The 25657-nt window shown below is 59.3% G+C and carries 33 protein-coding genes and 1 tRNA gene; 24 read left to right on the top strand and 10 right to left on the bottom strand.

Annotated features, from left to right (window positions below; all coding sequences use genetic code 11):
• Positions 1–21: 21 nt before the first annotated feature.
• The 8 genes from HYI44_RS23635 to HYI44_RS23600 all read right to left on the bottom strand — a co-directional run bounded on the left by HYI44_RS23635 (position 22) and on the right by HYI44_RS23600 (position 3450).
• Positions 22–210, bottom strand: coding sequence for a hypothetical protein (locus tag HYI44_RS23635; protein WP_318653945.1), 189 nt, complete (start codon positions 208–210; stop codon positions 22–24).
• Entirely contained in the window at positions 179–556 is a 378-nt protein-coding gene (locus HYI44_RS23630; protein WP_225570648.1) for a hypothetical protein, read from the bottom strand. The genes HYI44_RS23635 and HYI44_RS23630 overlap by 32 nt, the downstream gene beginning before the upstream one ends.
• Positions 553–876, bottom strand: a complete 324-nt coding sequence (locus HYI44_RS23625; RefSeq protein ID WP_225570647.1) for a phage holin, lambda family — start codon at positions 874–876, stop codon at positions 553–555. The genes HYI44_RS23630 and HYI44_RS23625 overlap by 4 nt, the downstream gene beginning before the upstream one ends.
• Before the next feature lie 268 nt (positions 877–1144).
• Entirely contained in the window at positions 1145–1384 is a 240-nt protein-coding gene (locus tag HYI44_RS23620) for a hypothetical protein (RefSeq protein WP_225570646.1), read from the bottom strand.
• A 212-nt stretch (positions 1385–1596) separates the two neighbouring features.
• A complete protein-coding gene (locus HYI44_RS23615; protein ID WP_225570645.1) occupies positions 1597–2178 on the bottom strand; it encodes a hypothetical protein in 582 nt (193 codons plus the stop codon).
• Positions 2175–2771: a recombination protein NinG gene (locus tag HYI44_RS23610; RefSeq protein ID WP_225570644.1), complete on the bottom strand. Its 597-nt coding sequence runs from the start codon at positions 2769–2771 to the stop codon at positions 2175–2177. Before HYI44_RS23610 ends, HYI44_RS23615 begins: the two co-directional genes overlap by 4 nt.
• Positions 2771–3049: a hypothetical protein gene (locus HYI44_RS23605; protein WP_225570643.1), complete on the bottom strand. Its 279-nt coding sequence runs from the start codon at positions 3047–3049 to the stop codon at positions 2771–2773. The genes HYI44_RS23610 and HYI44_RS23605 overlap by 1 nt, the downstream gene beginning before the upstream one ends.
• A complete protein-coding gene (locus tag HYI44_RS23600; protein ID WP_225570642.1) occupies positions 3046–3450 on the bottom strand; it encodes a hypothetical protein in 405 nt (134 codons plus the stop codon). Before HYI44_RS23600 ends, HYI44_RS23605 begins: the two co-directional genes overlap by 4 nt.
• A 472-nt stretch (positions 3451–3922) precedes the next feature.
• Here HYI44_RS23600 and HYI44_RS23595 point away from each other — a divergent pair, with 472 nt between their 5' ends.
• Both HYI44_RS23595 and HYI44_RS23590 read left to right on the top strand, forming a co-directional pair.
• The gene (locus HYI44_RS23595; RefSeq protein ID WP_225570641.1) at positions 3923–4198 is read left to right on the top strand and encodes a BrnT family toxin; all 276 of its coding nucleotides are present in this window, start codon (positions 3923–3925) and stop codon (positions 4196–4198) included.
• Positions 4176–4484, top strand: a complete 309-nt coding sequence (locus HYI44_RS23590; RefSeq protein WP_225570640.1) for a BrnA antitoxin family protein — start codon at positions 4176–4178, stop codon at positions 4482–4484. The genes HYI44_RS23595 and HYI44_RS23590 overlap by 23 nt, the downstream gene beginning before the upstream one ends.
• A 328-nt stretch (positions 4485–4812) precedes the next feature.
• Here the strand turns inward: HYI44_RS23590 and HYI44_RS23585 are convergent.
• Positions 4813–4897 (bottom strand) — tRNA-Leu (locus HYI44_RS23585).
• Between the two features lie 108 nt (positions 4898–5005).
• Here HYI44_RS23585 and queA point away from each other — a divergent pair.
• The 6 genes from queA (at position 5006) to HYI44_RS23555 (ending at position 11090) form a co-directional block, all read left to right on the top strand.
• Positions 5006–6055 (top strand): tRNA preQ1(34) S-adenosylmethionine ribosyltransferase-isomerase QueA, encoded by a 1050-nt coding sequence (gene queA, locus HYI44_RS23580; protein WP_122837616.1) that lies wholly within the window; start codon positions 5006–5008, stop codon positions 6053–6055.
• A gap of 14 nt (positions 6056–6069) precedes the next feature.
• A complete protein-coding gene (tgt, locus tag HYI44_RS23575; RefSeq protein ID WP_163019375.1) occupies positions 6070–7185 on the top strand; it encodes a tRNA guanosine(34) transglycosylase Tgt in 1116 nt (371 codons plus the stop codon).
• Between the two features lie 43 nt (positions 7186–7228).
• On the top strand, positions 7229–7564 hold the full coding sequence (gene yajC, locus HYI44_RS23570; protein WP_007982729.1) for a preprotein translocase subunit YajC: 336 nt from the start codon (positions 7229–7231) through the stop codon (positions 7562–7564).
• A gap of 63 nt (positions 7565–7627) precedes the next feature.
• A complete protein-coding gene (gene secD, locus HYI44_RS23565) occupies positions 7628–9496 on the top strand; it encodes a protein translocase subunit SecD (RefSeq protein WP_225570639.1) in 1869 nt (622 codons plus the stop codon).
• Between the two features lie 9 nt (positions 9497–9505).
• Positions 9506–10420: a protein translocase subunit SecF gene (secF, locus tag HYI44_RS23560; protein ID WP_122837618.1), complete on the top strand. Its 915-nt coding sequence runs from the start codon at positions 9506–9508 to the stop codon at positions 10418–10420.
• A 121-nt stretch (positions 10421–10541) separates the two neighbouring features.
• Entirely contained in the window at positions 10542–11090 is a 549-nt protein-coding gene (locus tag HYI44_RS23555) for a glycine zipper 2TM domain-containing protein (RefSeq protein WP_045061576.1), read from the top strand.
• A 263-nt stretch (positions 11091–11353) separates the two neighbouring features.
• Here HYI44_RS23555 and suhB read toward each other — a convergent pair whose 3' ends face one another.
• Positions 11354–12172, bottom strand: coding sequence for an inositol-phosphate phosphatase (gene suhB, locus HYI44_RS23550; protein WP_008014726.1), 819 nt, complete (start codon positions 12170–12172; stop codon positions 11354–11356).
• Between the two features lie 146 nt (positions 12173–12318).
• Between suhB and trmJ the strand changes: the two genes are divergently transcribed.
• The 16 genes from trmJ to hisS all read left to right on the top strand — a co-directional run bounded on the left by trmJ (position 12319) and on the right by hisS (position 25622).
• Complete coding sequence (trmJ, locus tag HYI44_RS23545; RefSeq protein ID WP_122837619.1) at positions 12319–13089, top strand: tRNA (cytosine(32)/uridine(32)-2'-O)-methyltransferase TrmJ; 771 nt, start codon at positions 12319–12321, stop codon at positions 13087–13089.
• Positions 13090–13091: 2 nt separating this feature from the next.
• Positions 13092–13868, top strand: coding sequence for a serine O-acetyltransferase (cysE, locus tag HYI44_RS23540; protein WP_045057716.1), 777 nt, complete (start codon positions 13092–13094; stop codon positions 13866–13868).
• Between the two features lie 264 nt (positions 13869–14132).
• A complete protein-coding gene (gene iscR / locus HYI44_RS23535; RefSeq protein ID WP_007903581.1) occupies positions 14133–14624 on the top strand; it encodes a Fe-S cluster assembly transcriptional regulator IscR in 492 nt (163 codons plus the stop codon).
• A 50-nt stretch (positions 14625–14674) separates the two neighbouring features.
• Positions 14675–15889 carry an IscS subfamily cysteine desulfurase gene (locus HYI44_RS23530; protein WP_045057717.1) on the top strand — a complete coding sequence of 405 codons (1215 nt, stop codon included), beginning with the start codon at positions 14675–14677 and terminating at the stop codon, positions 15887–15889.
• 84 nt (positions 15890–15973) lie between these two features.
• Positions 15974–16360, top strand: coding sequence for a Fe-S cluster assembly scaffold IscU (gene iscU / locus HYI44_RS23525; RefSeq protein ID WP_003443374.1), 387 nt, complete (start codon positions 15974–15976; stop codon positions 16358–16360).
• Positions 16361–16388: 28 nt separating this feature from the next.
• A complete protein-coding gene (gene iscA, locus HYI44_RS23520) occupies positions 16389–16712 on the top strand; it encodes an iron-sulfur cluster assembly protein IscA (RefSeq protein ID WP_028620147.1) in 324 nt (107 codons plus the stop codon).
• An 8-nt stretch (positions 16713–16720) separates the two neighbouring features.
• Positions 16721–17233 carry a co-chaperone HscB gene (gene hscB / locus HYI44_RS23515; RefSeq protein ID WP_122837620.1) on the top strand — a complete coding sequence of 171 codons (513 nt, stop codon included), beginning with the start codon at positions 16721–16723 and terminating at the stop codon, positions 17231–17233.
• 51 nt (positions 17234–17284) lie between these two features.
• A complete protein-coding gene (gene hscA, locus HYI44_RS23510; RefSeq protein WP_225570638.1) occupies positions 17285–19150 on the top strand; it encodes a Fe-S protein assembly chaperone HscA in 1866 nt (621 codons plus the stop codon).
• On the top strand, positions 19150–19491 hold the full coding sequence (gene fdx, locus HYI44_RS23505) for an ISC system 2Fe-2S type ferredoxin (protein ID WP_045057720.1): 342 nt from the start codon (positions 19150–19152) through the stop codon (positions 19489–19491). The genes hscA and fdx overlap by 1 nt, the downstream gene beginning before the upstream one ends.
• Positions 19492–19505: 14 nt before the next feature.
• Complete coding sequence (gene iscX / locus HYI44_RS23500; RefSeq protein WP_122837622.1) at positions 19506–19706, top strand: Fe-S cluster assembly protein IscX; 201 nt, start codon at positions 19506–19508, stop codon at positions 19704–19706.
• A gap of 88 nt (positions 19707–19794) precedes the next feature.
• On the top strand, positions 19795–20220 hold the full coding sequence (gene ndk / locus HYI44_RS23495; protein ID WP_007916882.1) for a nucleoside-diphosphate kinase: 426 nt from the start codon (positions 19795–19797) through the stop codon (positions 20218–20220).
• A gap of 28 nt (positions 20221–20248) precedes the next feature.
• Positions 20249–21391, top strand: coding sequence for a 23S rRNA (adenine(2503)-C(2))-methyltransferase RlmN (gene rlmN, locus HYI44_RS23490; RefSeq protein WP_225570637.1), 1143 nt, complete (start codon positions 20249–20251; stop codon positions 21389–21391).
• Between the two features lie 17 nt (positions 21392–21408).
• Positions 21409–22167: a type IV pilus biogenesis/stability protein PilW gene (gene pilW / locus HYI44_RS23485; RefSeq protein ID WP_122837624.1), complete on the top strand. Its 759-nt coding sequence runs from the start codon at positions 21409–21411 to the stop codon at positions 22165–22167.
• Positions 22167–23183 (top strand): helix-turn-helix domain-containing protein, encoded by a 1017-nt coding sequence (locus HYI44_RS23480; protein ID WP_225570636.1) that lies wholly within the window; start codon positions 22167–22169, stop codon positions 23181–23183. Before pilW ends, HYI44_RS23480 begins: the two co-directional genes overlap by 1 nt.
• Before the next feature lie 3 nt (positions 23184–23186).
• Positions 23187–24296 carry a flavodoxin-dependent (E)-4-hydroxy-3-methylbut-2-enyl-diphosphate synthase gene (gene ispG, locus HYI44_RS23475; protein WP_045057725.1) on the top strand — a complete coding sequence of 370 codons (1110 nt, stop codon included), beginning with the start codon at positions 23187–23189 and terminating at the stop codon, positions 24294–24296.
• 36 nt (positions 24297–24332) lie between these two features.
• The gene (gene hisS, locus HYI44_RS23470) at positions 24333–25622 is read left to right on the top strand and encodes a histidine--tRNA ligase (protein WP_225570635.1); all 1290 of its coding nucleotides are present in this window, start codon (positions 24333–24335) and stop codon (positions 25620–25622) included.
• Positions 25623–25657: the final 35 nt, after the last annotated feature.

The following is a 25657-nucleotide window of genomic DNA, read 5'->3' as shown; positions in this document are numbered from 1 at the left end:
TGCTCGTTTTGTGTCGCGGATTTATTTGCTCTGGCTGCGCTTGATCTGGGCGTCCACCTGGTCGGCACACGTGTCGAGGAGCTTGATGGCCTGATCCTTCAGCTCCCACACGTCACCATTGAGGCGGAGGTCTGTTTGGTCTTGGTCCACCCGCTCGCAGGGGATCAGCTCAGGCGCTTCAATTCTTACGGCCTGGGTCTTTGTTACCAGTGGTTGCTTTCCCGCGCAGGCCGTCAGGCAAAGGCTGAGCAGCCCAATCACGAACAGGCTTGCTGTTGCGTTTGAGGTCTTCAAAGTCTTTCCTCGCCTTTTTGGCTTTGTCCTCGCTGGCCTTTATCCGAAGGTTCAGGTCTTTGAGGTAGTCAGCGTTGCGTTGGGCTTCTGCCCGCAGAGTGGTGATGGTGGCCTGGCTCTCGAGGTTGGCATCGACCGCCCTCTTCTTCTCGCCTGCTTCGAAAGCAACCTCACCCCTGAGGGCAACAACACGCGACTGCTGGATGCCGACGAGGAGCAGGCCGACAAGCAGGATGATTGCTGCAGCGGCAAACGCTTTCATAACGAGTCCACCTTGCGCCCGATGAATCGGGTCACCATTTCTCGCATGGCTGTCACCCCGAGGAACCCAATAGCCCCTCCGGCAGCAACCGAAAGATTTGAGGGCCACTCCATCCAGGCGATAACGCTACTGGCGGACAAGCTCAGACCTCCGCAGATCAGCGCTTCGAAGACGATCCGGCGCTTGCTGGTTTCTTTGGCGTCGTACAAGACACGAAGGAGGCAGATGAGGATCGCCATGATTGCGCCCTGTAGGAGCGGATTGCTCATTGCCTCCCAGAACTTGGCCCAGCTCTCAGGTCTGTCTGGCATGGCAGGCATCCGGTGTTCTCCCCTTGGGGAGCATGAACAAAAAAGGCCCCAGATCATTCTGAGGCCCTGAATAGGTGCGCATGTCTTTCCACGCTGTCAGCCAAAGACCCTCTCCACGTCGACGCCCTGTTGCATCGATCTCGCAGATCCAGTCTCGCGCTACCCCGTAAGCATGGTGAGGACGGGGTACGCGGGCTGCCGGTGTTTTGTCGTAGCACTGCACTTGCCGGCTTATCAGTGTCCAGGCCTCCCGTGAGGCCGCCCTGGCTGCGGTGAATCAGAAAGCTGGCGAGATGTCGAAGTAGTAATCCTTCCCTTCTTCGAAATGCTCAGCGCGATCGGCGACCACGTTCACGGTGTATTCGCCGTATGGGGTGTACTTGCCGTAGATCGCATCCTCTTCGGCAGGATTTGCCGACCACACAGCGCCGAAGTGCAGGCGGGTCAGTGATTCCGACGAGCCCTGAACAGGCCCTTTGGAGCGAAGAGTCATTTTGCAGCGGGTGATATGAGACATGGGCAGATCCTCTGACGTCGATATGGCAGGAGGGTCTTTCCGGTCTTTCGCCTGCGGTGATGGAGTCGGCGACAGCTGCACTCCCAGCTCGGAGCAATGGGTGTGGCTGTGCCGAAAACGAAAAAACCCCGCTCGAAAGCAGGGTTTTGGTGTGAGTTGCCGAAGGCAAAATTGTAACGATGGCTAAATGATGCCCTCAGCCGTGCGGGAAGTCAAGCAGCCTCTCTCATCTTGTAAATCACCCCACCGATTGGGCTCAGAGCCTTCGCGTCAATGTCGTAGCAGGCGTCGAAGCAGAGCTGAACGAACGGCTCCCAGTCACGCGACCAAGCAGTCGATGGAAGCTTGATCCCGTACTCGGCATTCATCCATGCGCGGAAAATCTCAGGCTTGATCAGCGGATCGTCATTGGCCGACTGCCCGCCCTGGTGCATGAAGCGGTAGCGACGGAACACCCCTTTGGCTACGTACTCGGCGCGATCCCTCTTGTCGGCTGTCATGCGCGAAACCCGGGAGCAGGCCAGATTGAATACGGCCTCCTCCGCCTCCTCCCGATCGTCATCCGTAGGCTCGGCCGCATACATAGCATTGCCGAATGCGCGCAGCTGGTGGTGAAGCCTTGCGATCGCTGACTGGATCTGTCCAGCTAGTGCGCCGTGCACCGCATGGTCGGCAGTCGGCCCGCGCTCTGTACCCTGCACCACCACGCCCAGTAACGTAACGTCGGAGGTCTGGCCTGGGGCCGGGTTGTAGTTGCAGTCGTGCCATGCCTGGCGTGCAGAATTGATTTTCATGCTGCTGCTCCCTTTTTCAAGTCTCTGGTCTTCGCCCGGTAATGCGCAGTCAGCGCCTTCAAATCTTCCACCGTGTACTTCTTCACCGACTGATCGGCCTCCAGCGCCTCGACTGCCTCAAGGCCGATCCGGGCAATCAAGCCGACCCGGTAGTCAACGGCATTCCCAGAGAGAAACCGGTTGTCAGCCTTGCTTTGTGCGTGGCAGTTGCGTTCATCGAAGCGCAGGTGAGGCGCTGCGCCTGTTGATCGATAATGCCCAGCATCTGTTTGGTTGCCGGACCAGTCCAATGGCCGCCCGCTGGATATGCACGGATGCCCCGCCACCTGGTCGCGCCACCGGATGAATTCGTTGAAAGCCTGCTGCGTATCTTTGAGGTGCTCGGCCCGGCTCTTCAGCTTCTCCTTGCGGACCTTGATCTCCCGGCGCTCAACCTGGGCCAGCGACTTGCGCGCCTTCTCCTGATTCACTTCCTTGATGGCCAGTCCGCAGGTGTAGTTGCACACTGCTTGCCCGAGACGTTGCGGGACGAAAGAGGCCCTGCACGCTGGGTTCTTGCAGGTTTTGGGCTTTGGTTGCTTGGTAGCGAGCATCAGTCCTCCTCCTGCAAGCGCTTGCGATAAGCCTGCACGGCCTTCTCGTTACGAGCCTTCCTTCGCTTCTGGTTGATCGGCTCCATCACGCGGAAGAAGCCCCAGAGGAATGGCACTGACACGGGAAACGTGGCAAGCATCAGCAGCCGAAGAACAAACGCGGTTACTGCGAATGCCAGCCGGCAGAGCCCTTTCAAAGCCTCCCGGTACATGTCGCTGTCGAACATCCCGGTTGCTACCTGCCAAGCGATGTAGCGCATAGTTAGTTTCTGGCTCATGCCGCCACCTCGCCCAGCAGATCCGTGAACACCACACCGCGCTCCGTGAAGTCGGCAACGATGCGATCGGTGTAAGCGATGCCCTGTGCTCGGCTGAACAACCGGGTCACAGGGAAGCCATCAGGCCCAAACAAGGGACAGCCCCCCATCAGGTCCAACTTTTCCGCGTAGGTCAGGTGACGCATGGTTCGGTACCAGCCAATCCGGAACTCGTCGTCCTCGTTCAGCAGGATCTGCACGCCAAAGTGCAACTTGCAGTACTTACGAGCATCGTCCACGTCACCGATCTGGGTCATCTGGGCGATACGCTGGTACAGGGCGAACCACAGCGCGTTCTGGTCGAGAGTGCGGTCCTTTCCCGGGCGTAGCGACACAACGACGAACTTCTTCTCGCGGAACATCGTGTTGAGGCAGGTGATGGCTTCGGTGAGCTTGGCCTGGCAGTTGACGCTGATCTTNCAAGATCAAAAGATCGCAGCCTTCGGCAGCTCCTACGGGGGGGTGGTGGGGTGTCAGGTGGTTTATCGCGGGCGAAAAAAAGGCCTTGCCAAGCAAGGTCTTTCTTGATTTTGGCGCCCGAGGGGGCTGTAGCAAGCCTTGATCTGCGCAGCTTACAAGTCCATTCGTTTTTTTGCCATACAGGCCACCATACAGGGCCTGCTGAGCTGTAGGCCGTGCGGTAGCTGATTCGCCTTTGTTTCGTTGTTCGCCCCCTGGCGGCCGTTCATTTTTCTCCTGATCCAGCCCTCAACCTCTGTCTGGACGAAGTAAGCCGGGGCCTGGCGTGTTTCCCTGTCCTCCCTCCAGCCACAGTAACGATGATCGTTTTAGCTAACCCTTGTACGGGTAATTTACTGTGGGTACAATAATACCATGCGGATTACTTATGACCCAGCCAAAGAGGCTCGCAACGTTGAAGAACGTGGACTGCCATTTGCCCAGGTCCGGGAATTTGAATGGTCTACGGCCTTGATCGTGGAAGATGATCGCTTTGACTACGGCGAGTGCCGGTATCGGGCGATGGGGTACATAGGGGATCGGCTGCATGTCGTGGTGTTCACCCCTCGGGGCGATGCGGTTCACGTCATCAGTTTTCGTAAAGCCAACAAGCGGGAGGTCAAAAGCTATGACCAAGAAACTCAATCCTGAGATGGTCGATAGGACAAACCCTGAATGGTCGGCCAAGGATTTCGCGAAGGCCAAGCCTGCCAGCGATGTGCTAGCGGGGTTGTTCGGCAAGGCTCAGGCAAAGGAGATGCTCAAGCCGAAGCGTGGCCGGCCAAAGTCGGCAGCCACTAAAGAACACGTCAATGTTCGCTTTGATCCTGAGGTGCTGGAGCAATTCAGAGCCTCTGGGCCTGGCTGGCAAACGCGAATGAACGCCGCCTTGGCCGACTGGCTCAAAACGCACACACCAGATGAATTGAAGGCGTAGTCACCCGAGTTCGTCGCAGAAAGAATAAGCCGTCCATGTGACGGCTTTTTGCTGTCTGGGGATTAGCTTTGCCCACAGCAGAAATCCTGTCCAGAACGGTGACGCGTTGTCCTTCCGCGAGGTGAAAAGCCCCATTCAAACATAGCGGTAGCAGGGTGTCACAGCAGGTTTTAGGGGCGTTCAGGCGATGTTACTCTTTTTCCAGCCCCCCAATTCCTTGAATTGCACAAGCTGATTCAAGATGGGCTATACAGAAACAAAAAAACCGGCCAAGTGGCCGGTTTCTTTGGGTTCAAGGTGCATTGAGCGGCATCTTGATCTATCTATATGGTGCCCCGAGGGAGACTCGAACTCCCACTTCTTGCGAAAACGGATTTTGAATCCGCCGCGTCTACCAATTCCGCCATCAGGGCTCAATGGCGGCGAAGTATAGAGATGAGATTACCGTTGGTCAATCACGTTTCATGGAGAATTTTTGATATTTCCGCTAGACTTCCCGGCCCTGCTAGACGAACCCCATCATGCGCGTTGCTGACTTTACTTTCGAGCTCCCTGATTCGCTGATTGCTCGCCATCCATTGGCTGAGCGTCGCAACAGTCGCCTGTTGACCCTTGATGGGGTCAGCGGCGCCCTGGCACACCGTCAATTCACTGATTTGCTTGAGCATTTACGCCCGGGCGACTTGATGGTGTTCAACAATACCCGGGTGATTCCGGCGCGGCTGTTTGGCCAGAAAGCTTCCGGCGGCAAGCTGGAAATTCTGGTTGAGCGGGTGCTCGACAGTCATCGCGTGCTGGCCCATGTGCGGTCCAGCAAGTCGCCTAAGCCTGGGTCGAAGATCCTCATCGATGGCGGTGGCGAGGCCGAGATGCTGGCCCGTCACGATGCGTTGTTCGAGCTGGGGTTTAGCGAGGAGGTGTTGCCTCTGCTGGACCGAGTCGGGCACATGCCGTTGCCTCCTTATATAGACCGCCCGGATGAAGGCTCGGATCGCGAGCGTTATCAGACGGTGTACGCCGAGCGCCTGGGCGCGGTGGCGGCGCCGACGGCGGGGCTGCATTTTGATCAGCCGCTGCTGGAGGCGATTGCCGCCAAGGGCGTCGAGACGGCGTTCGTGACCCTGCACGTGGGTGCAGGTACGTTCCAGCCGGTGCGCGTCGAGAAGATCGAAGATCACCACATGCACACTGAATGGCTGGAAGTCGGCCAGGATGTGGTCGATGCAGTGGCGGCCTGTCGCGCTCGCGGTGGACGGGTAGTGGCGGTGGGGACCACCAGCGTGCGGTCCCTGGAAAGTGCCGCGCGCGATGGCGTGCTCAAGCCGTTCAGTGGCGATACCGACATCTTTATCTACCCGGGGCGGCCGTTTCATGTGGTCGATGCCCTGGTCACCAACTTCCATTTGCCCGAATCCACGCTGCTGATGCTGGTTTCGGCGTTCGCCGGTTATCCCGAAGCCATGGCCGCTTATAAAGCCGCCGTGGAGCATGAATACCGTTTTTTCAGCTACGGTGATGCGATGTTTATCACCCGTAACCCCGCACCACGTGGCCCTGAGGACAAAGAATGAGTCGCCAAAGTCGTATGTCGTTTGAGTTGCTTGCCACAGACGGCAAGGCGCGTCGCGGTCGCCTGACCTTCCCGCGCGGTACCGTCGAGACCCCGGCGTTCATGCCGGTGGGCACGTACGGCACCGTGAAGGGCATGCTGCCGCGGGATATCACCGCCACCGGCGCGGAAATCATTCTGGGCAACACGTTTCACCTGTGGCTGCGCCCTGGCACCGAAGTGATCAAGAAGCACGGCGACCTGCACGATTTCATGCAGTGGAAAGGCCCGATCCTGACCGATTCCGGTGGTTTCCAGGTGTTCAGCCTGGGCGCCATGCGCAAGATCAAGGAGGAGGGCGTGACCTTCGCCTCCCCGGTGGATGGCGCCAAGGTGTTCATGGGGCCGGAAGAGTCGATGCAGGTCCAGCGTGACCTGGGCTCGGACATCGTGATGATTTTTGACGAATGCACGCCGTACCCGGCTGACGAAGACGTCGCGCGCATTTCCATGGAGCTGTCGTTGCGCTGGGCCCAGCGTTCGAAGAATGCCCATGGCGACAATACGGCGGCGTTGTTCGGGATCGTTCAGGGCGGCATGCACCAGGATCTGCGCATGCGCTCCCTGGAAGGCCTGGACAAGATCGGCTTCGACGGCCTGGCCATTGGCGGTCTGTCGGTGGGCGAACCCAAGCACGAGATGATCAAGGTGCTGGATTATCTGCCGGGCCAGATGCCGGCTGACAAACCTCGTTACCTTATGGGCGTTGGCAAACCGGAAGATCTGGTTGAGGGTGTGCGCCGCGGTGTGGACATGTTCGATTGCGTGATGCCAACCCGTAATGCCCGCAATGGGCATCTGTTCATTGATACAGGCGTGCTGAAGATCCGCAACGCGTTCCATCGCCATGATGATTCGCCGCTGGATCCGACCTGCGATTGCTATACCTGCCAGAACTTCTCCCGTGCTTATCTGCACCATCTGGACAAGTGTGGCGAAATGCTGGGTAGCATGTTGAATACCATCCACAATTTGCGCCATTACCAGGTGCTTATGGCTGGTTTGCGCGAGGCTATTCAACAGGGTACATTGGCCGCCTTTGTCGATGCCTTCTACGCCAAACGCGGGCTTCCCGTTCCGCCTTTGGACTGAGTTTTCTGACCCCAAGATTCAACATTTGCAACTGGAGTGCTAAATGAGCTTTTTTATCTCTAACGCCATGGCTGACGCTGCTGCACCTGCTGCAGGCCCAATGGGCGGCGGCTTTGAGTGGATTTTCCTGGTCGGTTTCCTGGTCATCTTCTACCTGATGATCTGGCGTCCACAGGCCAAGCGCGCCAAAGAGCAGAAGAACCTGCTGAGCAGCCTGCAAAAAGGCGACGAAGTTGTGACCACTGGCGGCATCGCCGGCAAGATCACCAAAGTGGCTGATGATTTCGTGGTTCTGGAAGTCTCCGACACTGTCGAAATGAAGTTCCAGAAAGGCGCCATCGCCGCCACGCTGCCAAAAGGCACGCTCAAAGCGATCTAAGTTTCAACTTCTACTCAATCGACGGGGCGCGCAAGGCGCCCCGCGTCATAAGCGGGCGGCGTGATGCTGAACAAATACCCTCTGTGGAAATACATTCTGATCCTGGCGGTGCTGGCGGTCGGTCTGATTTATTCCGCTCCCAATCTTTATCCTGATGACCCGGCCATTCAGGTCAGCGGTGCAAGCACTGCGCTGCAGGTCAATCAGGCTGATCTGGATCGAGTGAGCGCTGCGCTCAAGGCATCCGGGATCAACGTCAAGGCGACCTCGCTGACGGCGGGTGGCAAGGGCGGTCTGATTCGCCTGGTGAAGGCTGAAGACCAACTGCCGGCCAAGGACGTTGTGCGCAAGGCGTTGGGTGATGACTACGTCGTTGCACTGAACCTGGCACAGACCACCCCGCAATGGCTGCGCAGCCTGGGCGCGCACCCGATGAAGCTGGGTCTGGACTTGTCCGGTGGTGTGCACTTCCTGCTGGAAGTGGACATGGACAAAGCCCTCGATGCCCGCCTGAAAGTCTACGAAGGCGACGTCAAGAGCCTGTTGCGCAAAGAGAAGCTGCGCTATCGCAGCCTGCCGCAACTCAACGGTGCCATTCAGCTGGGTTTCACTGATGAAGCTTCCCGCGAGCAGGCCCGTGCACTGATCCGCCAGAACTTCAACGATTTCGATATTGTTCCGGCCGACCTCAATGGTCAGGCGGTGCTGCGTCTGGCGATGACCCCGGCCAAGCTGGCGGAAATCCGCGAATACTCCATCAAGCAGAACCTGACCACGGTACGTAACCGCGTCAACGAGCTGGGTGTTGCCGAACCGATCGTGCAGCGCCAGGGCGCCAACCGCATCGTGGTTGAGCTGCCAGGCGTGCAGGACACGGCTGAAGCCAAGCGTATCCTGGGCAAGACGGCCAACCTCGAGTTCCGTCTGGCTGCAGAGCCGGGCGCTTCGAAAGCCACTTCGGAAACGTTCGAGTTCCGTGAAGGCAATCGTCCATCGGCACAGATCGAGCGTAGCCTGATCATCACCGGTGACCAGGTGACTGACGCCAAGGCTGGCTTCGGCGAGCAAGGCACGCCAGAAGTGAACATCCGCCTGGATGGCCACGGTGGCGAGCTGATGAGCCGTGCGACCCGTAACAACGTCGGTCGCAGCATGGCGGTGATCTTCATCGAGCAGCGTCCTGTTACCACTTACACCAAGCAAGTGGTCGACGGCGTCGAGAAAGACGTGGCGGTGCAGACCTTCAAGGAAGAGAAGAAGATCATCAGCCTGGCGACCATCCAGTCGCCACTGGGTGCCCAGTTCCGTATCACCGGCCTGAACGGCCAGGGCGAGTCCTCCGAGCTGGCACTGCTGCTGCGTGCCGGTGGCCTGGCTGCCCCGATGTACTTCGCTGAAGAACGCACCATCGGCCCGAGCCTGGGTGCGGACAACATCACCAAGGGTATCGATGCGTCGCTGTGGGGCATGCTGTTTGTCTCCCTGTTCATTATCGCCATCTACCGCTTCTTCGGCATCATCGCCACCGTCGCTCTGGCAGTGAACATGGTGTTGCTGCTGGCGCTGATGTCGCTGCTGGGTGCTACGCTGACCCTGCCGGGTATCGCCGGTATCGTATTGACCATGGGTATGGCGGTAGACGCCAACGTGCTGATCTTCTCGCGGATTCGTGAAGAGATTGCGGCGGGCATGACCGTCCAGCGGGCAATCAACGAAGGCTTCGGCCGGGCATTTACTGCGATTCTCGACGCCAACCTGACGACGTTGCTGGTCGGCGGGATTCTCTTCGCCATGGGCACCGGCCCGGTCAAGGGCTTCGCAGTGACCATGTCCCTCGGGATCTTTACCTCGATGTTCACGGCCATCATGGTGACCCGCGCGATGGTCAACCTGATCTTCGGCGGTCGTGACTTCAAGAAGTTGTGGATTTAAGGGGCTGCCATGTTACGTACAATCAACTTCATGGGCGTTCGCAACGTTGCGTTCGGCGTCACATTGTTCCTCTCGTTGCTGGCCTTGTTCAGTGTCGCGACCAAGGGCATGAACTGGGGCCTGGACTTCACCGGCGGTACGCTCATCGAGCTGACCTACGAGCGTCCGGCCGATGTCACCAAGGTGCGCGAGCAGCTGGTTTCCTCGGGTTATCACGACGCTATCGTGCAGAGCTTCGGTGCAACTACCGATTTGCTGGTGCGCATGCCCGGCGAAGACCCGCAGCTGGGGCATCAGGTCGCTGAAGCGCTGCTGAAGGTTGGCGGCGACAACCCGGCGGCGGTCAAGCGTGTCGAGTTCGTCGGCCCGCAGGTCGGTGAAGAACTGCGCGACCAGGGCGGCCTCGGCATGCTGATGGCGCTCGGCGGCATCCTGATCTACCTGGCTTTCCGCTTCCAGTGGAAGTTCGCGGTCGGCGCCATCCTGTCGCTGATCCACGACGTGATCGTGACCATCGGTATCCTGTCGTTCTTCCAGATCACCTTCGACCTGACGGTATTGGCGGCGGTGCTGGCGATCATTGGTTACTCGCTCAACGACACCATCGTGGTATTCGACCGGGTTCGAGAGAACTTCCGGGTGCTGCGCAAGGCGACGCTGATCGAGAACATCAACATCTCGACCACCCAGACCCTGTTGCGGACCATGGCTACTTCGATCTCCACGTTGCTGGCGATTGCGGCGCTGTTGTTCTTCGGTGGTGACAACCTGTGGGGCTTCTCCATTGCGCTGTTTATCGGTGTTCTGGCGGGTACCTACTCGTCGATCTACATCGCTAACGTGGTGCTGATCTGGCTGAACCTGAGCACCGAGGATCTGATTCCTCCGGTGGCTACCGATAAGGAAGTCGACGACCGCCCATAACGGCCATCGTCTTCCAGCTGTCGGCCTAAAAGGCGCGAGTATTGAACTCGCGCCTTTTTTTATGCTCCAAGGCTGGGAGAAGCGCGGGCGTTGTCCCGCCTATGATGGTCAGGAGGTTCATGTGAACAAGTCGTTGCTGGTTGGTGCGGTATTGGGTGCTGTCGGTGTGACTGCCGGGGGTGCTGTTGCCACCTACAGCCTGGTTAAAAGCGGCCCTGAGTATGCGCAAGTTCTAGCCGTTGACCCGGTCAAGAAACAGATCAAGACGCCACGTGAAGTGTGCAAGGACGTAGCCGTGACCCGCCAGGCGCCGGTCAAGGATCAACACCAGATCCTCGGTACCGCCATTGGCGCAGTGGCCGGTGGTTTGCTGGGTAATCAGGTCGGCGGCGGCACCGGCAAGAAGATTGCCACCGTAGCTGGCGCCGTTGGCGGCGGTTATGCCGGCAACAAGGTGCAGGAAGGCATGCAGAACCGTGATACCTACACCACGACCCAGACTCGCTGTAACACGGTGAATGACATCAGCGACAAGGTCGTGGGCTATGACGTCCGTTATTCGCTGGATGGCAAGGAAGGCAAGGTGCGGATGGATCGCGATCCAGGCAACCAGATTCCGGTCGATAAGGAAGGCAAGCTGGTGCTGTCACAGAACGAGCCGGCTCAGTAAGTCGCCCGGCTGCAGGTTGAAAAAAGCACTCGATTGGAGTGCTTTTTTTTGTGCCCCGAATATGCGGATGCCACCAATGCCCTGTAGGAGCGAGCCTGGTCGCGAATAACTACCAGTAACCGCGTTCATTCTGGAAGCCCGCGCTACCGTTGACGGCCATCGCGAGCGAGCTCGCTCCTATATGGGGTGGTGGTAAGCGCGGAGTCGGATTGCAGGCATAAAAAAAGCACCCCGAAGGGTGCCTTTTTTTCGTCGCTTGAAGCTTAGCGCTTCAGCGAGGCTGGCAGGTGCGGCTGGATCGCCGTCAGCACTGCCTTGAAGCACTTGGTGTTGCCGGCAACGATGTGGCCTTTTTCAAGGAAGTCGTGGCCGCCGGTGAAGTCGCTCACCAAACCGCCTGCTTCCTGGATCAGCAGCGCGCCTGCAGCCATGTCCCACTCGGACAGGCCCGACTCCCAGAATGCATCGAAACGACCGGCAGCGACATAGGCCAGGTCAAGGCTCGCCGAGCCGGCGCGGCGGATGCCGGCGGTCTGGCCAACCAGGGCGCGGAACATGCCCAGGTAGTTGTCGAGGTTGTCCATCTGGTCATCACGGAACGGGAAGCCGGTGCCCAGCAGGGCGCCGTCCAGGCTGGTGCGGCCGCTGACGCGCAGGCGACGACCGTTCAGTTGGGCGCCGCGACCACGGCTGGCGGTGAATTCTTCCTGGCGAACCGGGTCCAGAACCACTGCGTGTTCCAGGCGGCCACGGTATTTGCAGGCAATGCTGACTGCAAAGTGCGGGATGCCGCGCAGGAAGTTGGTGGTGCCGTCCAGTGGATCGATGATCCACAGGTATTCTTCGCCTTCGATACCGGTGCCGGCGTGCATGCCGGTTTCTTCACCCATGATCGAGTGATTCGGGTAGGCCTTGCGCAGCGCGTCGATGATTTTCTGCTCGGCAGCGCGATCTACCTCGGATACGTAATCCTTGGCGTCTTTTTCGTCGACCTTGATGGTATCCAGGCGCTCGATGGAGCGGAAGATCAATTCACTGGCGCTGCGGGCGGCGCGCAGCGCGATATTCAGCATGGGCTGCATGGATGTGTCACCTAAGGTTGTTAAAGAAAGCCGGGCATTCTATCAGAAAGTTTCTACAGGTGAAGGACGACGTTCGCTTTCATAGCTTAACGGTAGTAGGCGCTGTAAGATTCGGCTCCCCTTTATTGTGTTCGAGAGCGCCTCCCTTGCTGCAAAACATTCGTGTCGTCCTGGTCAATACCAGCCATCCCGGGAACATCGGCGGGGCTGCGCGTGCCATGAAGAACATGGGCCTGTCGCGGCTGGTGCTGGTTGAGCCACGGTTGTTCCCGCACCACGAGGCCGATGCCCGGGCTTCCGGCGCCGGGGATATCCTGGAAAACGCCCAGGTTGTCGCCACCCTGGAAGATGCCCTGGTGGGCTGCAACCTGGTGCTCGGCACCAGCGCCCGCGACCGGCGCATCCCCTGGCCACTGCTCGATCCGCGCGAATGCGGGACGAAAGTGGTCGAGGAGGCCGGGCAGGGCGCCGAGATCGCCCTGGTGTTCGGTCGTGAAGATTCCGGCCTGACCAACGAAGAGCTGCAGCGATGTCATTATCACGTGCACATCCCATCAGACCCTGAGTTCAGTTCGCTGAACCTCGGGGCCGCGGTGCAGGTGTTGAGTTATGAAGTGCGCATGTCCTGGCTCGCGGCTCAAGGCCAGCCGAGCAAGGTCGAGAAGGATGAGGTGGCTTCCACTAAAAGTGGCGAGCTGGCGACCATGGATGAGCTGGAGCGATTCTATGAGCACCTGGAGCAGACCCTGGTGGCCATCGAATTCCTCGATCCGGAAAAACCGCGTCACTTGATGGCGCGCCTGCGTCGGTTGTACGGACGAAGCTCGGTCAGCCGGGCGGAAATGAATATATTGCGTGGCATCCTCACGGAAACCCAAAAAGCGGCCCGTGGTGAGCTTCTAAAGCGGAAGGATTAAAAATGTTCGAGCGTTTGCGTGAAGATATCCAGAGTGTTTTCCATCGTGATCCGGCAGCGCGCAACGCCTTCGAAGTCCTGACCTGCTATCCGGGCATGCATGCCATCTGGATCCATCGGCTGGCGGCGGCCCTGTGGCGCGCCGAGCTGAAGTGGCTGGCGCGGCTGGTGTCGAACTTTGGTCGCTGGTTGACCGGTATCGAGATTCATCCGGGGGCCAAGGTCGGGCGTCGGTTCTTTATCGACCACGGCATGGGCATTGTCATTGGTGAAACCGCCGAGATCGGCAACGATGTCACGCTGTACCAGGGCGTGACCCTGGGTGGCACCAGCTGGAACAAAGGCAAGCGCCACCCGACCCTTGAAGACGGCGTGGTGGTTGGCGCCGGCGCCAAGGTGCTGGGGCCGTTCACTGTGGGCGCGGGGGCCAAGGTGGGTTCCAATGCCGTGGTGACCAAGGCCGTGCCGCCAGGCGCGACAGTGGTGGGGATTCCGGGGCGGATCATCGTCAAGACCGATGAAGAGCAGGATGCCCGGCGCAAGGCCATGGCCGAGAAGATCGGCTTTGATGCCTACGGCGTTGGCGAAGACATGCCCGACCCGGTAGCTCGCGCCATCAACCAGTTGCTGGATCATCTGCAGGCAGTGGATGGGCGCCTGGAGGGGATGTGCGGCGCGCTGAAGGATCTGGGCAGTAATTATTGCGCCAAGGATCTGCCTGAGCTGCGCGAAGAAGATTTCGCGTGCGTGAAGGATAAGGATCAGAGTCAGGCCGGTTAAACCCGGCCGACTTCATCGCGGGCAAGCCCGCTCCCACAGGTTCTCGGATGATGCACAGATTTTGCGCGCACCGAAAATTCCTGTGGGAGCGGGCTTGCCCGCGATTGAAGTCGACTCGCTATCTCTGGCTGTTAATGGCCAGCCTTTGCTATGATACCGCCGCTCTTTTGCGGGTAATCCTGACTAAAGTACTAGGTCTTATAGTTGACTTAAATACTCGGGAATTGCATACTCGCCCCATTCCGAACTCCGTGGTAACTGTCCATGCGACTGACTACAAAAGGCCGATACGCCGTGACCGCCATGCTCGACCTGGCGTTGCACGCGCAGCACGGGCCGGTGTCCCTGGCCGATATCTCCGAGCGCCAAGGCATCTCCCTGTCCTACCTCGAGCAGCTTTTCGCCAAGCTGCGTCGTAGCAACCTGGTTTCCAGCGTCCGCGGTCCGGGCGGCGGCTACCAGCTGTCGCGCGACATGCAGGGCATCCAGGTAGCCCAGGTGATCGATGCGGTGAACGAATCGGTCGACGCCACCAAGTGCCAGGGCCAAGGGGATTGCCATCAAGGCGATACCTGCCTGACCCACCACCTGTGGTGCGACTTGAGCTTGCAGATCCACGAATTTCTGAGCGGTATCAGCTTGGCTGATCTTGTCACTCGCCGTGAGGTACAAGAAGTAGCCCAGCGTCAGGACCAGCGTCGTTGCAACAGCAAGGCGCCGCGCCTGGACAAGATTGAAGCGTCCGCCGTCGAATGACAGCCAAAGAGCTAGCGGCACGCCAGCCAGCCTGATTTAGGAGATAGTCCATGAAATTGCCGATTTACCTTGATTACTCTGCGACCACCCCGGTTGATCCGCGGGTAGCGCAAAAAATGAGTGAATGCCTGCTGGTCGACGGAAACTTCGGTAACCCGGCGTCCCGTTCCCACGTGTTTGGCTGGAAAGCCGAAGAATCGGTCGAAAACGCTCGCCGTCAGGTTGCCGACCTGGTGAATGCCGACCCACGTGAAATCGTCTGGACCTCCGGTGCCACCGAGTCCAACAACCTGGCAATCAAGGGCGCGGCGCATTTCTATGCGACCAAGGGCAAACACCTGATCACCACCAAGATTGAGCACAAGGCTGTCCTCGACACCATGCGCCAACTGGAGCGTGAAGGTTTCGAAGTGACCTATCTCGAGCCTCAGACTGACGGCCTGGTAACGCCGGCCATGATTGAAGCAGCACTGCGTGATGACACCATCCTGGTGTCGGCCATGCACGTGAACAACGAAATCGGCACCATCAACGACATCGAAGCCATCGGCGAACTGCTGCGTTCGAAGGGCATCCTGTTCCACGTTGACGCGGCTCAGTCCACTGGCAAGGTCGAGATCGACCTGCAGAAGTTGAAAGTCGACATGATGTCGTTCTCGGCGCACAAGACCTATGGCCCTAAAGGTATCGGCGCGCTGTACGTCAGCCGCAAGCCGCGTGTGCGCATCGAAGCGACCATGCACGGGGGCGGTCACGAACGTGGCATGCGCTCCGGCACCCTGGCGACCCACCAGATCGTCGGCATGGGTGAAGCCTTCCGTGTAGCCAAGGAAGACATGGCTGCCGAAAACGTGCGCATCAAAGCCCTGAGCGACCGCTTCTTCAAACAGGTCGAAGGCCTGGAAGAGTTGTACGTCAACGGCAGCATGACCGCCCGCGTACCGCACAACCTGAACCTGAGCTTCAACTACGTCGAAGGCGAGTCGCTGATCATGGCGCTCAAGGACCTGGCGGTTTCGTCCGGTTCGGCCTGCACCTCGGCATCCCTTGAGCCTTCGTACGTACTGCGCGCCCTGGGCCGCAACGACGAACTGGCACACAGCTCGATTCGCTTCACCTTCGGTCGTTTCACCACCGAAGAAGAAATCGACTACGCCGCGCAGAAAGTCTGCGAGGCCGTTACCAAGCTGCGCACTTTGTCGCCGCTGTGGGACATGTACAAAGACGGTGTCGACATTTCGAAAATCGAGTGGGCGGCACACTGATTTCAAGTCGCCGCAAACCGGCCCTGCCAACCTTCGGGCAGCAGGGCTCAAGAGCGACTCTCTGATGAGTGAGGATTAAGAATCATGGCTTACAGCGAAAAGGTCATCGACCACTACGAGAACCCGCGCAACGTCGGCAAGATGGACGCGGAAGACCCTGATGTCGGCACCGGCATGGTCGGCGCTCCGGCGTGCGGCGACGTGATGCGCCTGCAGATCAAGGTCAACGAGCAAGGCATCATCGAAGACGCCAAGTTCAAGACCTACGGTTGCGGTTCGGCGATCGCCTCCAGCTCCCTGGCGACCGAGTGGATGAAAGGCAAGACTCTGGATGAAGCAGAGACCATCAAGAACACTCAGCTGGCTGAAGAGCTGGCGCTGCCACCGGTAAAAATTCACTGCTCCGTGCTCGCTGAGGACGCCATCAAGGCGGCCGTTCGCGACTACAAGCAGAAGAAAGGCTTGATCTAAGCATTGGGCGACGAGTAAGGAGTCAACGATGGCTATCAGCATGACAGAAGCGGCTGCTCGACACGTGCGACGCTCCCTTGACGGGCGCGGCAAAGGTGAGGGGATTCGTCTGGGTGTTCGCACCACGGGCTGTTCCGGCCTTGCCTACGTGCTGGAGTTTGTCGACGAGGTGGTTGCAGAGGACCAGGTGTTCGAGAGTCACGGCGAGAAAGTGATCATCGACCCCAAGAGCCTGTCCTACCTGGACGGCACCGAGCTCGACTTCGTCAAGGAAGGGTTGAACGAAGGCTTCAAGTTCAACAACCCCAACGTGCGCGGTGAATGTGGCTGCGGCGAAAGCTTCAATATCTGAGGCTGATCGTGGGTACTCCTTGTCATTTCGCTTTATTTGAGCTGCAGCCGAGTTTCAACCTGGACCTCGACCAGCTGGCCACGCGCTACCGTGAGTTGGCGCGCGGTGTTCATCCGGACCGCTTTGCAGACGCTTCCGAGCGCGAGCAGCGGCTGGCGCTGGAGCAATCCGCGAGCCTCAACGAGGCCTACCAGACGCTCAAGAACCCCCCGAAGCGCGCGCGATACCTGCTCGCCATGGGTGGTCGCGAGTTGCCGCTGGAGGTCACGGTGCATGATCCGGAGTTCCTCCTGCAGCAGATGGAGCTGCGTGAAGAGCTCGAAGACCTGTCCGATCTGGACGGTGTTGCAGCGTTCAAGCGCCGCCTGAAGCTCGCCCAGGATGAACTGAACCAAAGCTTCGCAGCCTGTTGGGATGATGCAGCGCACCGTGATCAGGCCGAACGCCTGATGCGACGCATGCAGTTTCTTGACAAGCTCACCTACGAAGTGCGCCAGTTAGAAGAGCGCCTCGACGATTAACCCAGTGCCGCTCCGGTCGCACGCCTGATATACAGATAAGTCCTGATAACGATGGCCCTACTGCAGATCGCCGAACCCGGCCAAAGTCCTCAACCGCACCAGCGTCGTCTGGCTGTGGGGATCGACTTGGGCACTACCAATTCGCTGGTCGCTGCATTGCGCAGTGGTCTTTCCGAGCCCCTGGCCGATGCTGACGGGCAGGTCATCCTGCCGTCCGCCGTGCGCTACCACGCCGACCGTGTCGAAGTGGGCGAGTCGGCCAAGCTGGCTGCCGCCACCGATCCCCTGAACACCGTGCTGTCGGTCAAGCGCTTGATGGGTCGTGGTCTGTCCGACGTCAAGCAACTGGGCGACCAACTGCCGTACCGCTTTGTCGGTGGCGAGTCGCACATGCCGTTCATCGAGACGATCCAGGGGCCGAAAAGCCCGGTTGAAGTCTCTGCCGATATCCTCAAGGTGTTGCGCGAGCGCGCTGAAGCGGCCCTGGGTGGCGAGCTGGTCGGCGCGGTGATTACCGTTCCTGCCTATTTCGATGATGCCCAGCGCCAGGCCACCAAGGATGCGGCCAAGCTGGCCGGCCTTAACGTGCTGCGCCTGCTCAATGAGCCAACGGCGGCTGCGGTGGCCTACGGTCTGGATCAGCATGCCGAAGGCCTGGTCGCCATTTATGACCTGGGCGGCGGCACCTTCGATATTTCGATCCTGCGCCTCACCGGCGGTGTCTTTGAAGTGCTGGCCACCGGTGGCGACAGCGCCCTGGGCGGCGATGACTTCGATCACGCGATTGCCGGCTGGATCATCGAGAGCGCCGGTTTGTCTGCCGATCTCGACCCGGGTGCGCAACGCAGCCTGCTGCAAACCGCCTGCGCGGCCAAGGAAGCGCTGACCAATGCTGCATCGGTTGAAGTGGCCTATGGCGACTGGAAAGCCGAACTGAGCCGTGAAGCCTTCAATGCGCTGATCGAGCCGATGGTCGCTCGCAGCCTGAAAGCCTGTCGCCGGGCGGTGCGCGACTCGGGTATCGAGCTTGAAGAAGTGCACGCAGTGGTCATGGTCGGCGGTTCGACTCGTGTGCCGCGTGTTCGCGAAGCAGTGGCCGAAGCCTTTGGTCGTCAGCCCCTGACTGAAATCGACCCGGATCAAGTGGTGGCCATCGGTGCCGCGATCCAGGCCGATACCCTGGCAGGCAACAAGCGCGATGGTGGTGAGTTGCTGCTGCTGGACGTGATTCCGTTGTCCCTGGGCCTGGAAACCATGGGCGGCCTGATGGAGAAGGTGATTCCGCGTAACACCACCATCCCCGTTGCCCGTGCCCAGGACTTCACCACCTACAAAGATGGCCAGTCGGCCATGGCGATCCATGTGCTGCAGGGTGAGCGCGAGCTGATCAGCGACTGCCGTTCCCTGGCGCGCTTCGAGCTGCGCGGCATTCCGGCCATGGTGGCGGGTGCGGCGAAAATTCGCGTGACCTTCCAGGTCGATGCCGACGGCCTGCTCAGCGTTTCGGCCCGTGAATTGGGTTCGGGCGTGGAAGCCAGCATCCAGGTCAAGCCGTCCTACGGCCTGACCGACGGCGAAATCGCCAAGATGCTCAAGGATTCGTTCCAGCATGCCAATGACGACAAGGTGGCCCGCGTACTGCGCGAGCAGCAGGTCGACGCCCAGCGCCTGATCGAGGCGGTGCAGGCGGCCCTTGAGGTCGATGGCGAGCGCCTGCTCGACGCCGAAGAGCGCATGGTCATCGACATGCAGGTTCAGGAACTGACCGAACTGATGAAAGGTACCGATGGTTACGCCATCGAGCAGCAGACCAAGCGTCTGTCGCAAGTGACCGATGCCTTTGCTGCCCGCCGTATGGATTTGACGGTGAAAGCCGCTCTGTCGGGGCGCAATCTGAATGAAATCGAGGATATCTGATGCCGCAGGTCATTTTTCTGCCCCACGACAAATTTTGCCCGGAGGGCATGGTGGTCGAGGCTGAGCCGGGTACTTCCATCCTGGATCTGGCGCACGAGCACCACATCGAGATGGAAAACGCCTGCGGCGGCGTCTGTGCCTGCACGACCTGCCACTGCATCATCCGCGAGGGTTTTGACTCGATGGAAGAGGCTGACGAGCTGGAGGAAGACTTCCTCGATCGCGCCTGGGGTCTGGAAGCGCAATCGCGCCTGGCGTGCCAGGCTATTGTTGGTGAAGAAGACATCACCGTCGAGATCCCGAAGTATTCGCTCAACCACGCTGCCGAAGCGCCGCACTGATTGGTATTACTGTCATGAGTTATGGTTGGAATGATGTTCAGCGCATTGCAGAAGAACTGGCCGAATCCAAGCCGGATGTCGATCCAATGTCGGTCAATTTCGTAGACCTGCAGCGATGGATCATGGAACTTCCCGATTTTGACAACACCTCCGGCCGCTGTGGCGAGAAGGTGTTGGAAGCGGTTCAGGCGCTTTGGATCGAAGAAGCCGACTGATCGTCCTCGCAGGTTAGGCAATACCCAAGAACCCGCGTATAATTCGCGGGTTTAATTTTTCACAAATTATCGTTTCTGGAGTTACACCATGGCTGTTCAACGTACTTTCTCCATCATCAAGCCTGACGCTGTTGCAAAAAACGTCATCGGCGAGATCACCACTCGTTTCGAAAAAGCCGGCCTGCGCGTTGTAGCTTCGAAACTGAAGCAGCTGTCCAAAGCCGAAGCCGAAGGCTTCTACGCTGAGCACAGCGCTCGTGGTTTCTTCGGCGACCTGGTTGCTTTCATGATCTCCGGCCCGGTTGTTGTCCAGGTTCTGGAAGGCGAAAACGCTATCGCTCTGAACCGTGAGCTGATGGGCGCTACCAACCCTAAAGAAGCTGCTGCCGGCACCATCCGTGCTGACTTCGCTGATTCGATCGATGCCAACGCTGTACACGGTTCGGACTCCGAAGCCGCTGCTGCTCGCGAAATCTCGTACTTCTTCGCAGCTACTGAAGTAACCACTCGCTAAGCATTGGCTTAAGAGTGAAGGTGAATCCATGACTACATCGACTGTAAAAACCAACCTGCTGGGTCTGACTCAACAGGAAATGGAAAAATTCTTCGACTCGATCGGGGAGAAGCGTTTCCGTGCCGGTCAGGTAATGAAATGGATTCACCACCTTGGCGTCGATGATTTCGACGCCATGACGAACGTCAGCAAGGCCTTGCGCGACAAGCTCAAGGCTATTGCCGAAGTTCGCGGTCCTGAAGTCGTCAGCGAGGACATCTCCACCGACGGTACCCGTAAATGGGTCGTGCGTGTGGCGTCCGGCAGCTGCGTCGAGACCGTCTACATTCCCCAGGGCAAGCGCGGCACTCTGTGCGTTTCGTCCCAGGCTGGCTGTGCCCTGGACTGCAGCTTCTGCTCCACCGGCAAGCAAGGTTTCAACAGCAACCTCACCGCCGCCGAAGTCATCGGCCAGGTGTGGATTGCCAATAAATCGTTTGGCAGCATCCCGGCGACCGCCGACCGTGCCATCACCAACGTGGTGATGATGGGCATGGGTGAGCCGCTGCTGAACTTCGACAACGTCGTGGCCGCCATGCATCTGATGATGGATGACCTGGGCTACGGGATCTCCAAGCGCCGCGTGACCCTGTCCACTTCGGGCGTGGTGCCGATGATCGATGAGCTGTCCAAGCACATCGACGTGTCCCTGGCGTTGTCCTTGCACGCACCCAATGACGCATTGCGTAATCAACTGGTGCCGATCAACAAGAAGTATCCGCTTAAGATGCTGCTTGAGTCGTGCCAGCGCTACATGTCGTCCTTGGGCGAAAAGCGCGTGCTGACTATCGAGTACACCTTGCTCAAGGACATCAACGACAAGGTCGAGCACGCGGTCGAGATGATCGAGCTGCTCAAGAACATCCCGTGCAAGATCAACCTGATTCCGTTCAACCCGTTCCCGCATTCCGGCTACGAACGCCCGAGCAACAACGCGATTCGCCGTTTTCAGGATCAGCTTCACCATGCCGGCTTCAATGTCACCGTACGCACCACCCGCGGTGAAGACATTGATGCCGCGTGTGGCCAATTGGTAGGGCAGGTGCTGGATCGCACCCGTCGCAGCGAACGTTATATCGCCGTGCGCGAGTTGAGCGCCGAAAACGATATCGCACAGAACGCCGCGAAATAAAGTAAGAGAGGATCTCTATGTCCCTGCGCTTTGCGCTGCTATTGCTGATGGCCAGCCTGTGTGCTGGTTGTGTCCTGTCGGGTGACTACAACCCGATGAAGACCAGCAAAGGCCGCGACGAAGCGCGTGCTGCCTACGTGCAGCTGGGGCTGGGGTATCTGCAGCAGGGCATGACGGAGCGCGCCAAGGTGCCGTTGAAGAAGGCCCTGGACCTGAACAGTTCGGATCCTGACGCGAATGCTGCACTGGGCCTGGTGTTCCAGGCCGAGATGGAGCCGGAACTGGCCGACGAGCATTTTCGCAAGGCACTGTCTTCGCGCCCCAACGACGCGCGTATCCTGAACAATTACGGTAGTTTTCTTTACGAAGAGAAGCGTTACAAGGACGCCTACGAACGCTTCGAACAGGCCGCTTCCGACTCCCTGTATCCTGAGCGCTCGCGAGTGTTCGAGAACCTGGGCATGACCGCTGCGAAGCTTGGAGAGCGTGACCTGGCGCTGCAGCAACTGGAAAAAGCCTTGCGCTTGAATCGTCAACAGCCACGCGCTTTGCTGGAAATGGCTGAGTTGTCGTACGAAGACAGGCATTATGTGCCCGCGCGTGACTATTACGATCGTTTTAGCCTGCTCACCGAACAAAATGCACGTAGTCTATTGCTCGGCATTCGGCTGGCAAAAGTGTTTGAAGATCGCGACAAGGCTGCCAGTTATGGCCTGCAACTAAAACGACTCTATCCCGGTACGCCGGAATATCAGCAATACCTGTCGGAGCAATGATGAAAGCGGCGCATCCCGAAGTTGTAGCAGCGAATCGCGTTAACCCCGGTGAAACCTTGCGCCAGGCCCGCGAAAGCAATGGCTGGTCGCTGGCTGAAGTGGCGCTCAAGCTCAACCTCACCGTCAATTCCCTGACCAATCTTGAGGCCGGCGCATTCGACAAGCTGCCGGGGCATACCTTTGCGCGGGGTTATATCCGTGCCTATGCCAAGTTGCTCGGCATGGACCAGACCGCCCTCGTCCAGCAATTCGACCAATCCACCGGCACCGATTCCCAGGGCAGCAACGTGCACAGCCTGGGCCGTATCGAAGAGCCGGTGCGGGTTTCCCATACCATTTTGCGAATCGTCAGCCTGTTGCTGCTGGTTGCCGTGATCGGCGGCGGTTTCTTCTGGTGGCAGGATCAAACCTCCCAGCGTGCCAAGGACCTGACGACCTTGAGCCCGGAGCACGTCGAAGTCGAAGGTGCCGATGGCACCACGCAGATCCATCCGCTGGACGAGCCGGAAGACCAGGCCGTCGTGGAAGGTCAGGCCGAGGGCGGCACCGCGCTGGCACTGCCGCAGGGCAACACTGCGGCGCAAGCTGAAGCGACTGCCCCGGCCCCTGCACCGACCACACCGACCACACCGTCCGCGCCTGTGCCAAACCCTGCGCCGGCCGCTGCGACCCCGGCGACTCCTGCTCCTGCCGTTCCTGCCGTGCCAGCGCCTGTGGTGACTGCGCCGGTTGCGCCAAGTGCTGCTGCCGTTGCACCGACTGCGGCAGTGGCCGGCCAAGGCCAGGTTTCATTGCAATTCACCGCCGATTGCTGGACGCAAGTTTCCGATGGCACCGGCAAGGTGCTGTTGAGTGGTCTCAAGCGTAAAGGCGAAAATGTTTCCGTCAGCGGCAAGCCACCCTTTGCCGTGCGTCTGGGTTACGCCCGTGGCGCGCAGGTCAGCTATAACGGGCAGGTGGTTGATGTCGCTCCGTTCACCAGTGGCGAGACTGCTCGCCTGAAGTTGGGTCAATAAGTCATGCACGGCGAATCTCCAATCAAACGTCGCGAATCGCGCAAGATCTGGGTCGGTAATGTGCCCGTGGGCGGCGATGCCCCTATCGCTGTGCAGAGCATGACCAACAGCGATACCAACGACGTCGCGGCCACCGTGGCCCAGATCAATCGTCTGGAAGCGGCGGGCGTCGACATCGTGCGCATTTCCGTACCGGACATGGACGCTGCCGAGGCGTTCGGCAAGATCAAGCAGCTGGTGAAGGTGCCGCTGGTTGCCGACATCCACTTCGACTACAAAATCGCGTTACGTGTCGCTGAGCTGGGTGTTGACTGCCTGCGCATCAACCCGGGCAACATCGGTCGCGAAGACCGCGTGCGTGCGGTGGTCGATGCCGCCCGTGATCGCGGGATTCCGATCCGCATCGGGGTCAACGCCGGTTCCCTGGAAAAAGACCTGCAGAAAAAGTACGGCGAGCCAACGCCGGCTGCGCTGGTCGAGTCCGCCCTGCGCCACGTCGAGCACCTTGAACGCCTGAATTTCCAGGACTTCAAGGTCAGCGTGAAGGCCTCCGACGTGTTCATGGCCGTCGAAGCCTACCGTTTGCTGGCCAAGGAAATCGTCCAGCCGTTGCACCTGGGCATTACCGAAGCCGGTGGTTTGCGTTCAGGCACGGTGAAATCCGCCGTGGGCCTCGGTATGCTGCTCGCCGAAGGGATTGGCGATACTATTCGCATCTCGTTGGCGGCTGATCCGGTCGAGGAAGTGAAAGTCGGCTACGACATTCTCAAATCCCTGCACTTGCGTTCCCGTGGTATCAACTTCATCGCCTGCCCGAGCTGCTCGCGGCAGAACTTCGATGTGGTCAAGACCATGAACGAGCTGGAAGGGCGCCTTGAAGACCTGCTGGTGCCGCTGGATGTCGCGGTGATCGGTTGTGTGGTCAACGGCCCCGGCGAAGCCAAGGAAGCCCATATCGGCTTGACCGGCGGTACACCGAACCTGATTTACATCGACGGCAAGCCGTCGCAGAAACTGACGAATGACAATCTGGTGGATGAGCTTGAACGCTTGATCCGCCAGAAAGCGGCCGAGAAGGTCGAAGCTGACGCAGCGGTTATCGCGCGCGGCTGAGCCGACTGAAGAGCCGAACGAATTTAAGGATTTATAGTGAGCAAGTCTCTGCAAGCCATACGTGGCATGAACGACATCCTGCCCGAACAGACTCCCTTGTGGCGTCATTTCGAAGGCACCGTCTCGCGCCTGCTGGATAACTACGGTTACAAGCAAATTCGCATGCCGATCGTTGAATTCACCGAGCTGTTCAAGCGTTCCATCGGTGAAGTGACCGACATCGTCGAAAAAGAGATGTACACCTTCGACGACCGCAACGGCGACTCCCTGACCCTGCGTCCCGAAGGTACGGCTGCCTGCGTACGTGCGGTGCTGGAGCATGGCATCACCGGTGGTGGCCAGGTGCAGAAACTCTGGTACATCGGCCCGATGTTCCGCCACGAGCGCCCACAGAAGGGCCGCTATCGCCAGTTCCACCAGATCGGTGTCGAAGTGTTCAACCTCGACGGTCCGGACATCGACGCCGAGTTGATCGTACTGACCTGGCGCCTGTGGGGCGAGCTGGAGATCCGTGACGCGGTCAAGCTTGAACTCAACAGCCTGGGCACCGCCGAGTCCCGTGGTCGTTACCGCGAGGCGCTGGTCGAGTATCTTTCGGCGCGCCTGGACCAGTTGGACGAAGACAGCCAACGCCGTCTGAAGACCAACCCGTTGCGCGTGCTGGACACCAAGAACGCCGACACCCAAGCCGTGCTGGTCGATGCGCCGAAGATGGCCGACTACCTCGACGAAGAGTCCCGCGTGCACTTTGAGGGCCTCAAAGCTCGCCTGGATGCTGCCGGTATTCCTTATGTGATCAACCCGAAGCTGGTTCGCGGGCTGGATTACTACAGCAAGACCGTTTTCGAATGGGTCACCGACAAGCTAGGCGCCCAGGGCACCGTGTGTGCCGGTGGTCGTTACGATGGCCTGGTCGAGCAGATGGGCGGCAAGCCGACTGCCGGCGTGGGTTTCGCCATGGGCATCGAGCGCCTGGTGCTGCTGCTGGAGACCCTGGAGCAGATCCCGGCCGAGATTTCCCGTCAGGTCGACGTCTACCTCTGCGCGTTCGGCGAAGCCGCCGAATTGGCCGGGCTGACCCTGGCCGAGCGAGTGCGTGACCAATTGCCCAACCTGCGCCTGCAAGTCAATGCCGGCGCCGGCAGCTTCAAAAGCCAGTTCAAGAAAGCCGACAAGAGCGGTGCGTTGTATGCGCTGATCCTCGGCGACGACGAAATGGCCCAGCAAGTGGTAGGTTTCAAACCCCTGCGTGGCCAGGGCGAACAACAAAGCATTGCCTGGGATGCGCTTGCTGCACACCTGGCCACCTGCGTCGTGCAGGGTTGAAGCTGTCATAAACAGCCGATTTAGCGATTAAGGAG

It is taken from the genome of Pseudomonas sp. Y24-6, from assembly GCF_020295325.1.
GTDB lineage: Bacteria > Pseudomonadota > Gammaproteobacteria > Pseudomonadales > Pseudomonadaceae > Aquipseudomonas > Aquipseudomonas gregormendelii.
This window is presented reverse-complemented; position numbering and strand designations above follow the sequence as displayed.

Coding starts and splice junctions, on each gene's coding strand:
- HYI44_RS23630 (WP_225570648.1), bottom strand. CDS start 556: ATGAAAGCGTTTGCCGCTGCAGCAATCATCCTGCTTGTCGGCCTGCTC.
- HYI44_RS23625 (WP_225570647.1), bottom strand. CDS start 876: ATGCCTGCCATGCCAGACAGACCTGAGAGCTGGGCCAAGTTCTGGGAG.
- HYI44_RS23620 (WP_225570646.1), bottom strand. CDS start 1,384: ATGTCTCATATCACCCGCTGCAAAATGACTCTTCGCTCCAAAGGGCCT.
- HYI44_RS23615 (WP_225570645.1), bottom strand. CDS start 2,178: ATGAAAATCAATTCTGCACGCCAGGCATGGCACGACTGCAACTACAAC.
- HYI44_RS23610 (WP_225570644.1), bottom strand. CDS start 2,771: ATGCTCGCTACCAAGCAACCAAAGCCCAAAACCTGCAAGAACCCAGCG.
- HYI44_RS23605 (WP_225570643.1), bottom strand. CDS start 3,049: ATGAGCCAGAAACTAACTATGCGCTACATCGCTTGGCAGGTAGCAACC.
- HYI44_RS23600 (WP_225570642.1), bottom strand. CDS start 3,450: ATGTTCCGCGAGAAGAAGTTCGTCGTTGTGTCGCTACGCCCGGGAAAG.
- HYI44_RS23595 (WP_225570641.1), top strand. CDS start 3,923: ATGCGGATTACTTATGACCCAGCCAAAGAGGCTCGCAACGTTGAAGAA.
- HYI44_RS23590 (WP_225570640.1), top strand. CDS start 4,176: ATGACCAAGAAACTCAATCCTGAGATGGTCGATAGGACAAACCCTGAA.
- queA (WP_122837616.1), top strand. CDS start 5,006: ATGCGCGTTGCTGACTTTACTTTCGAGCTCCCTGATTCGCTGATTGCT.
- tgt (WP_163019375.1), top strand. CDS start 6,070: ATGTCGTTTGAGTTGCTTGCCACAGACGGCAAGGCGCGTCGCGGTCGC.
- yajC (WP_007982729.1), top strand. CDS start 7,229: ATGAGCTTTTTTATCTCTAACGCCATGGCTGACGCTGCTGCACCTGCT.
- secD (WP_225570639.1), top strand. CDS start 7,628: ATGCTGAACAAATACCCTCTGTGGAAATACATTCTGATCCTGGCGGTG.
- secF (WP_122837618.1), top strand. CDS start 9,506: ATGTTACGTACAATCAACTTCATGGGCGTTCGCAACGTTGCGTTCGGC.
- suhB (WP_008014726.1), bottom strand. CDS start 12,172: ATGCAGCCCATGCTGAATATCGCGCTGCGCGCCGCCCGCAGCGCCAGT.
- cysE (WP_045057716.1), top strand. CDS start 13,092: ATGTTCGAGCGTTTGCGTGAAGATATCCAGAGTGTTTTCCATCGTGAT.
- iscR (WP_007903581.1), top strand. CDS start 14,133: ATGCGACTGACTACAAAAGGCCGATACGCCGTGACCGCCATGCTCGAC.
- HYI44_RS23530 (WP_045057717.1), top strand. CDS start 14,675: ATGAAATTGCCGATTTACCTTGATTACTCTGCGACCACCCCGGTTGAT.
- iscU (WP_003443374.1), top strand. CDS start 15,974: ATGGCTTACAGCGAAAAGGTCATCGACCACTACGAGAACCCGCGCAAC.
- iscA (WP_028620147.1), top strand. CDS start 16,389: ATGGCTATCAGCATGACAGAAGCGGCTGCTCGACACGTGCGACGCTCC.
- hscA (WP_225570638.1), top strand. CDS start 17,285: ATGGCCCTACTGCAGATCGCCGAACCCGGCCAAAGTCCTCAACCGCAC.
- fdx (WP_045057720.1), top strand. CDS start 19,150: ATGCCGCAGGTCATTTTTCTGCCCCACGACAAATTTTGCCCGGAGGGC.
- iscX (WP_122837622.1), top strand. CDS start 19,506: ATGAGTTATGGTTGGAATGATGTTCAGCGCATTGCAGAAGAACTGGCC.
- ndk (WP_007916882.1), top strand. CDS start 19,795: ATGGCTGTTCAACGTACTTTCTCCATCATCAAGCCTGACGCTGTTGCA.
- rlmN (WP_225570637.1), top strand. CDS start 20,249: ATGACTACATCGACTGTAAAAACCAACCTGCTGGGTCTGACTCAACAG.
- pilW (WP_122837624.1), top strand. CDS start 21,409: ATGTCCCTGCGCTTTGCGCTGCTATTGCTGATGGCCAGCCTGTGTGCT.
- HYI44_RS23480 (WP_225570636.1), top strand. CDS start 22,167: ATGAAAGCGGCGCATCCCGAAGTTGTAGCAGCGAATCGCGTTAACCCC.
- ispG (WP_045057725.1), top strand. CDS start 23,187: ATGCACGGCGAATCTCCAATCAAACGTCGCGAATCGCGCAAGATCTGG.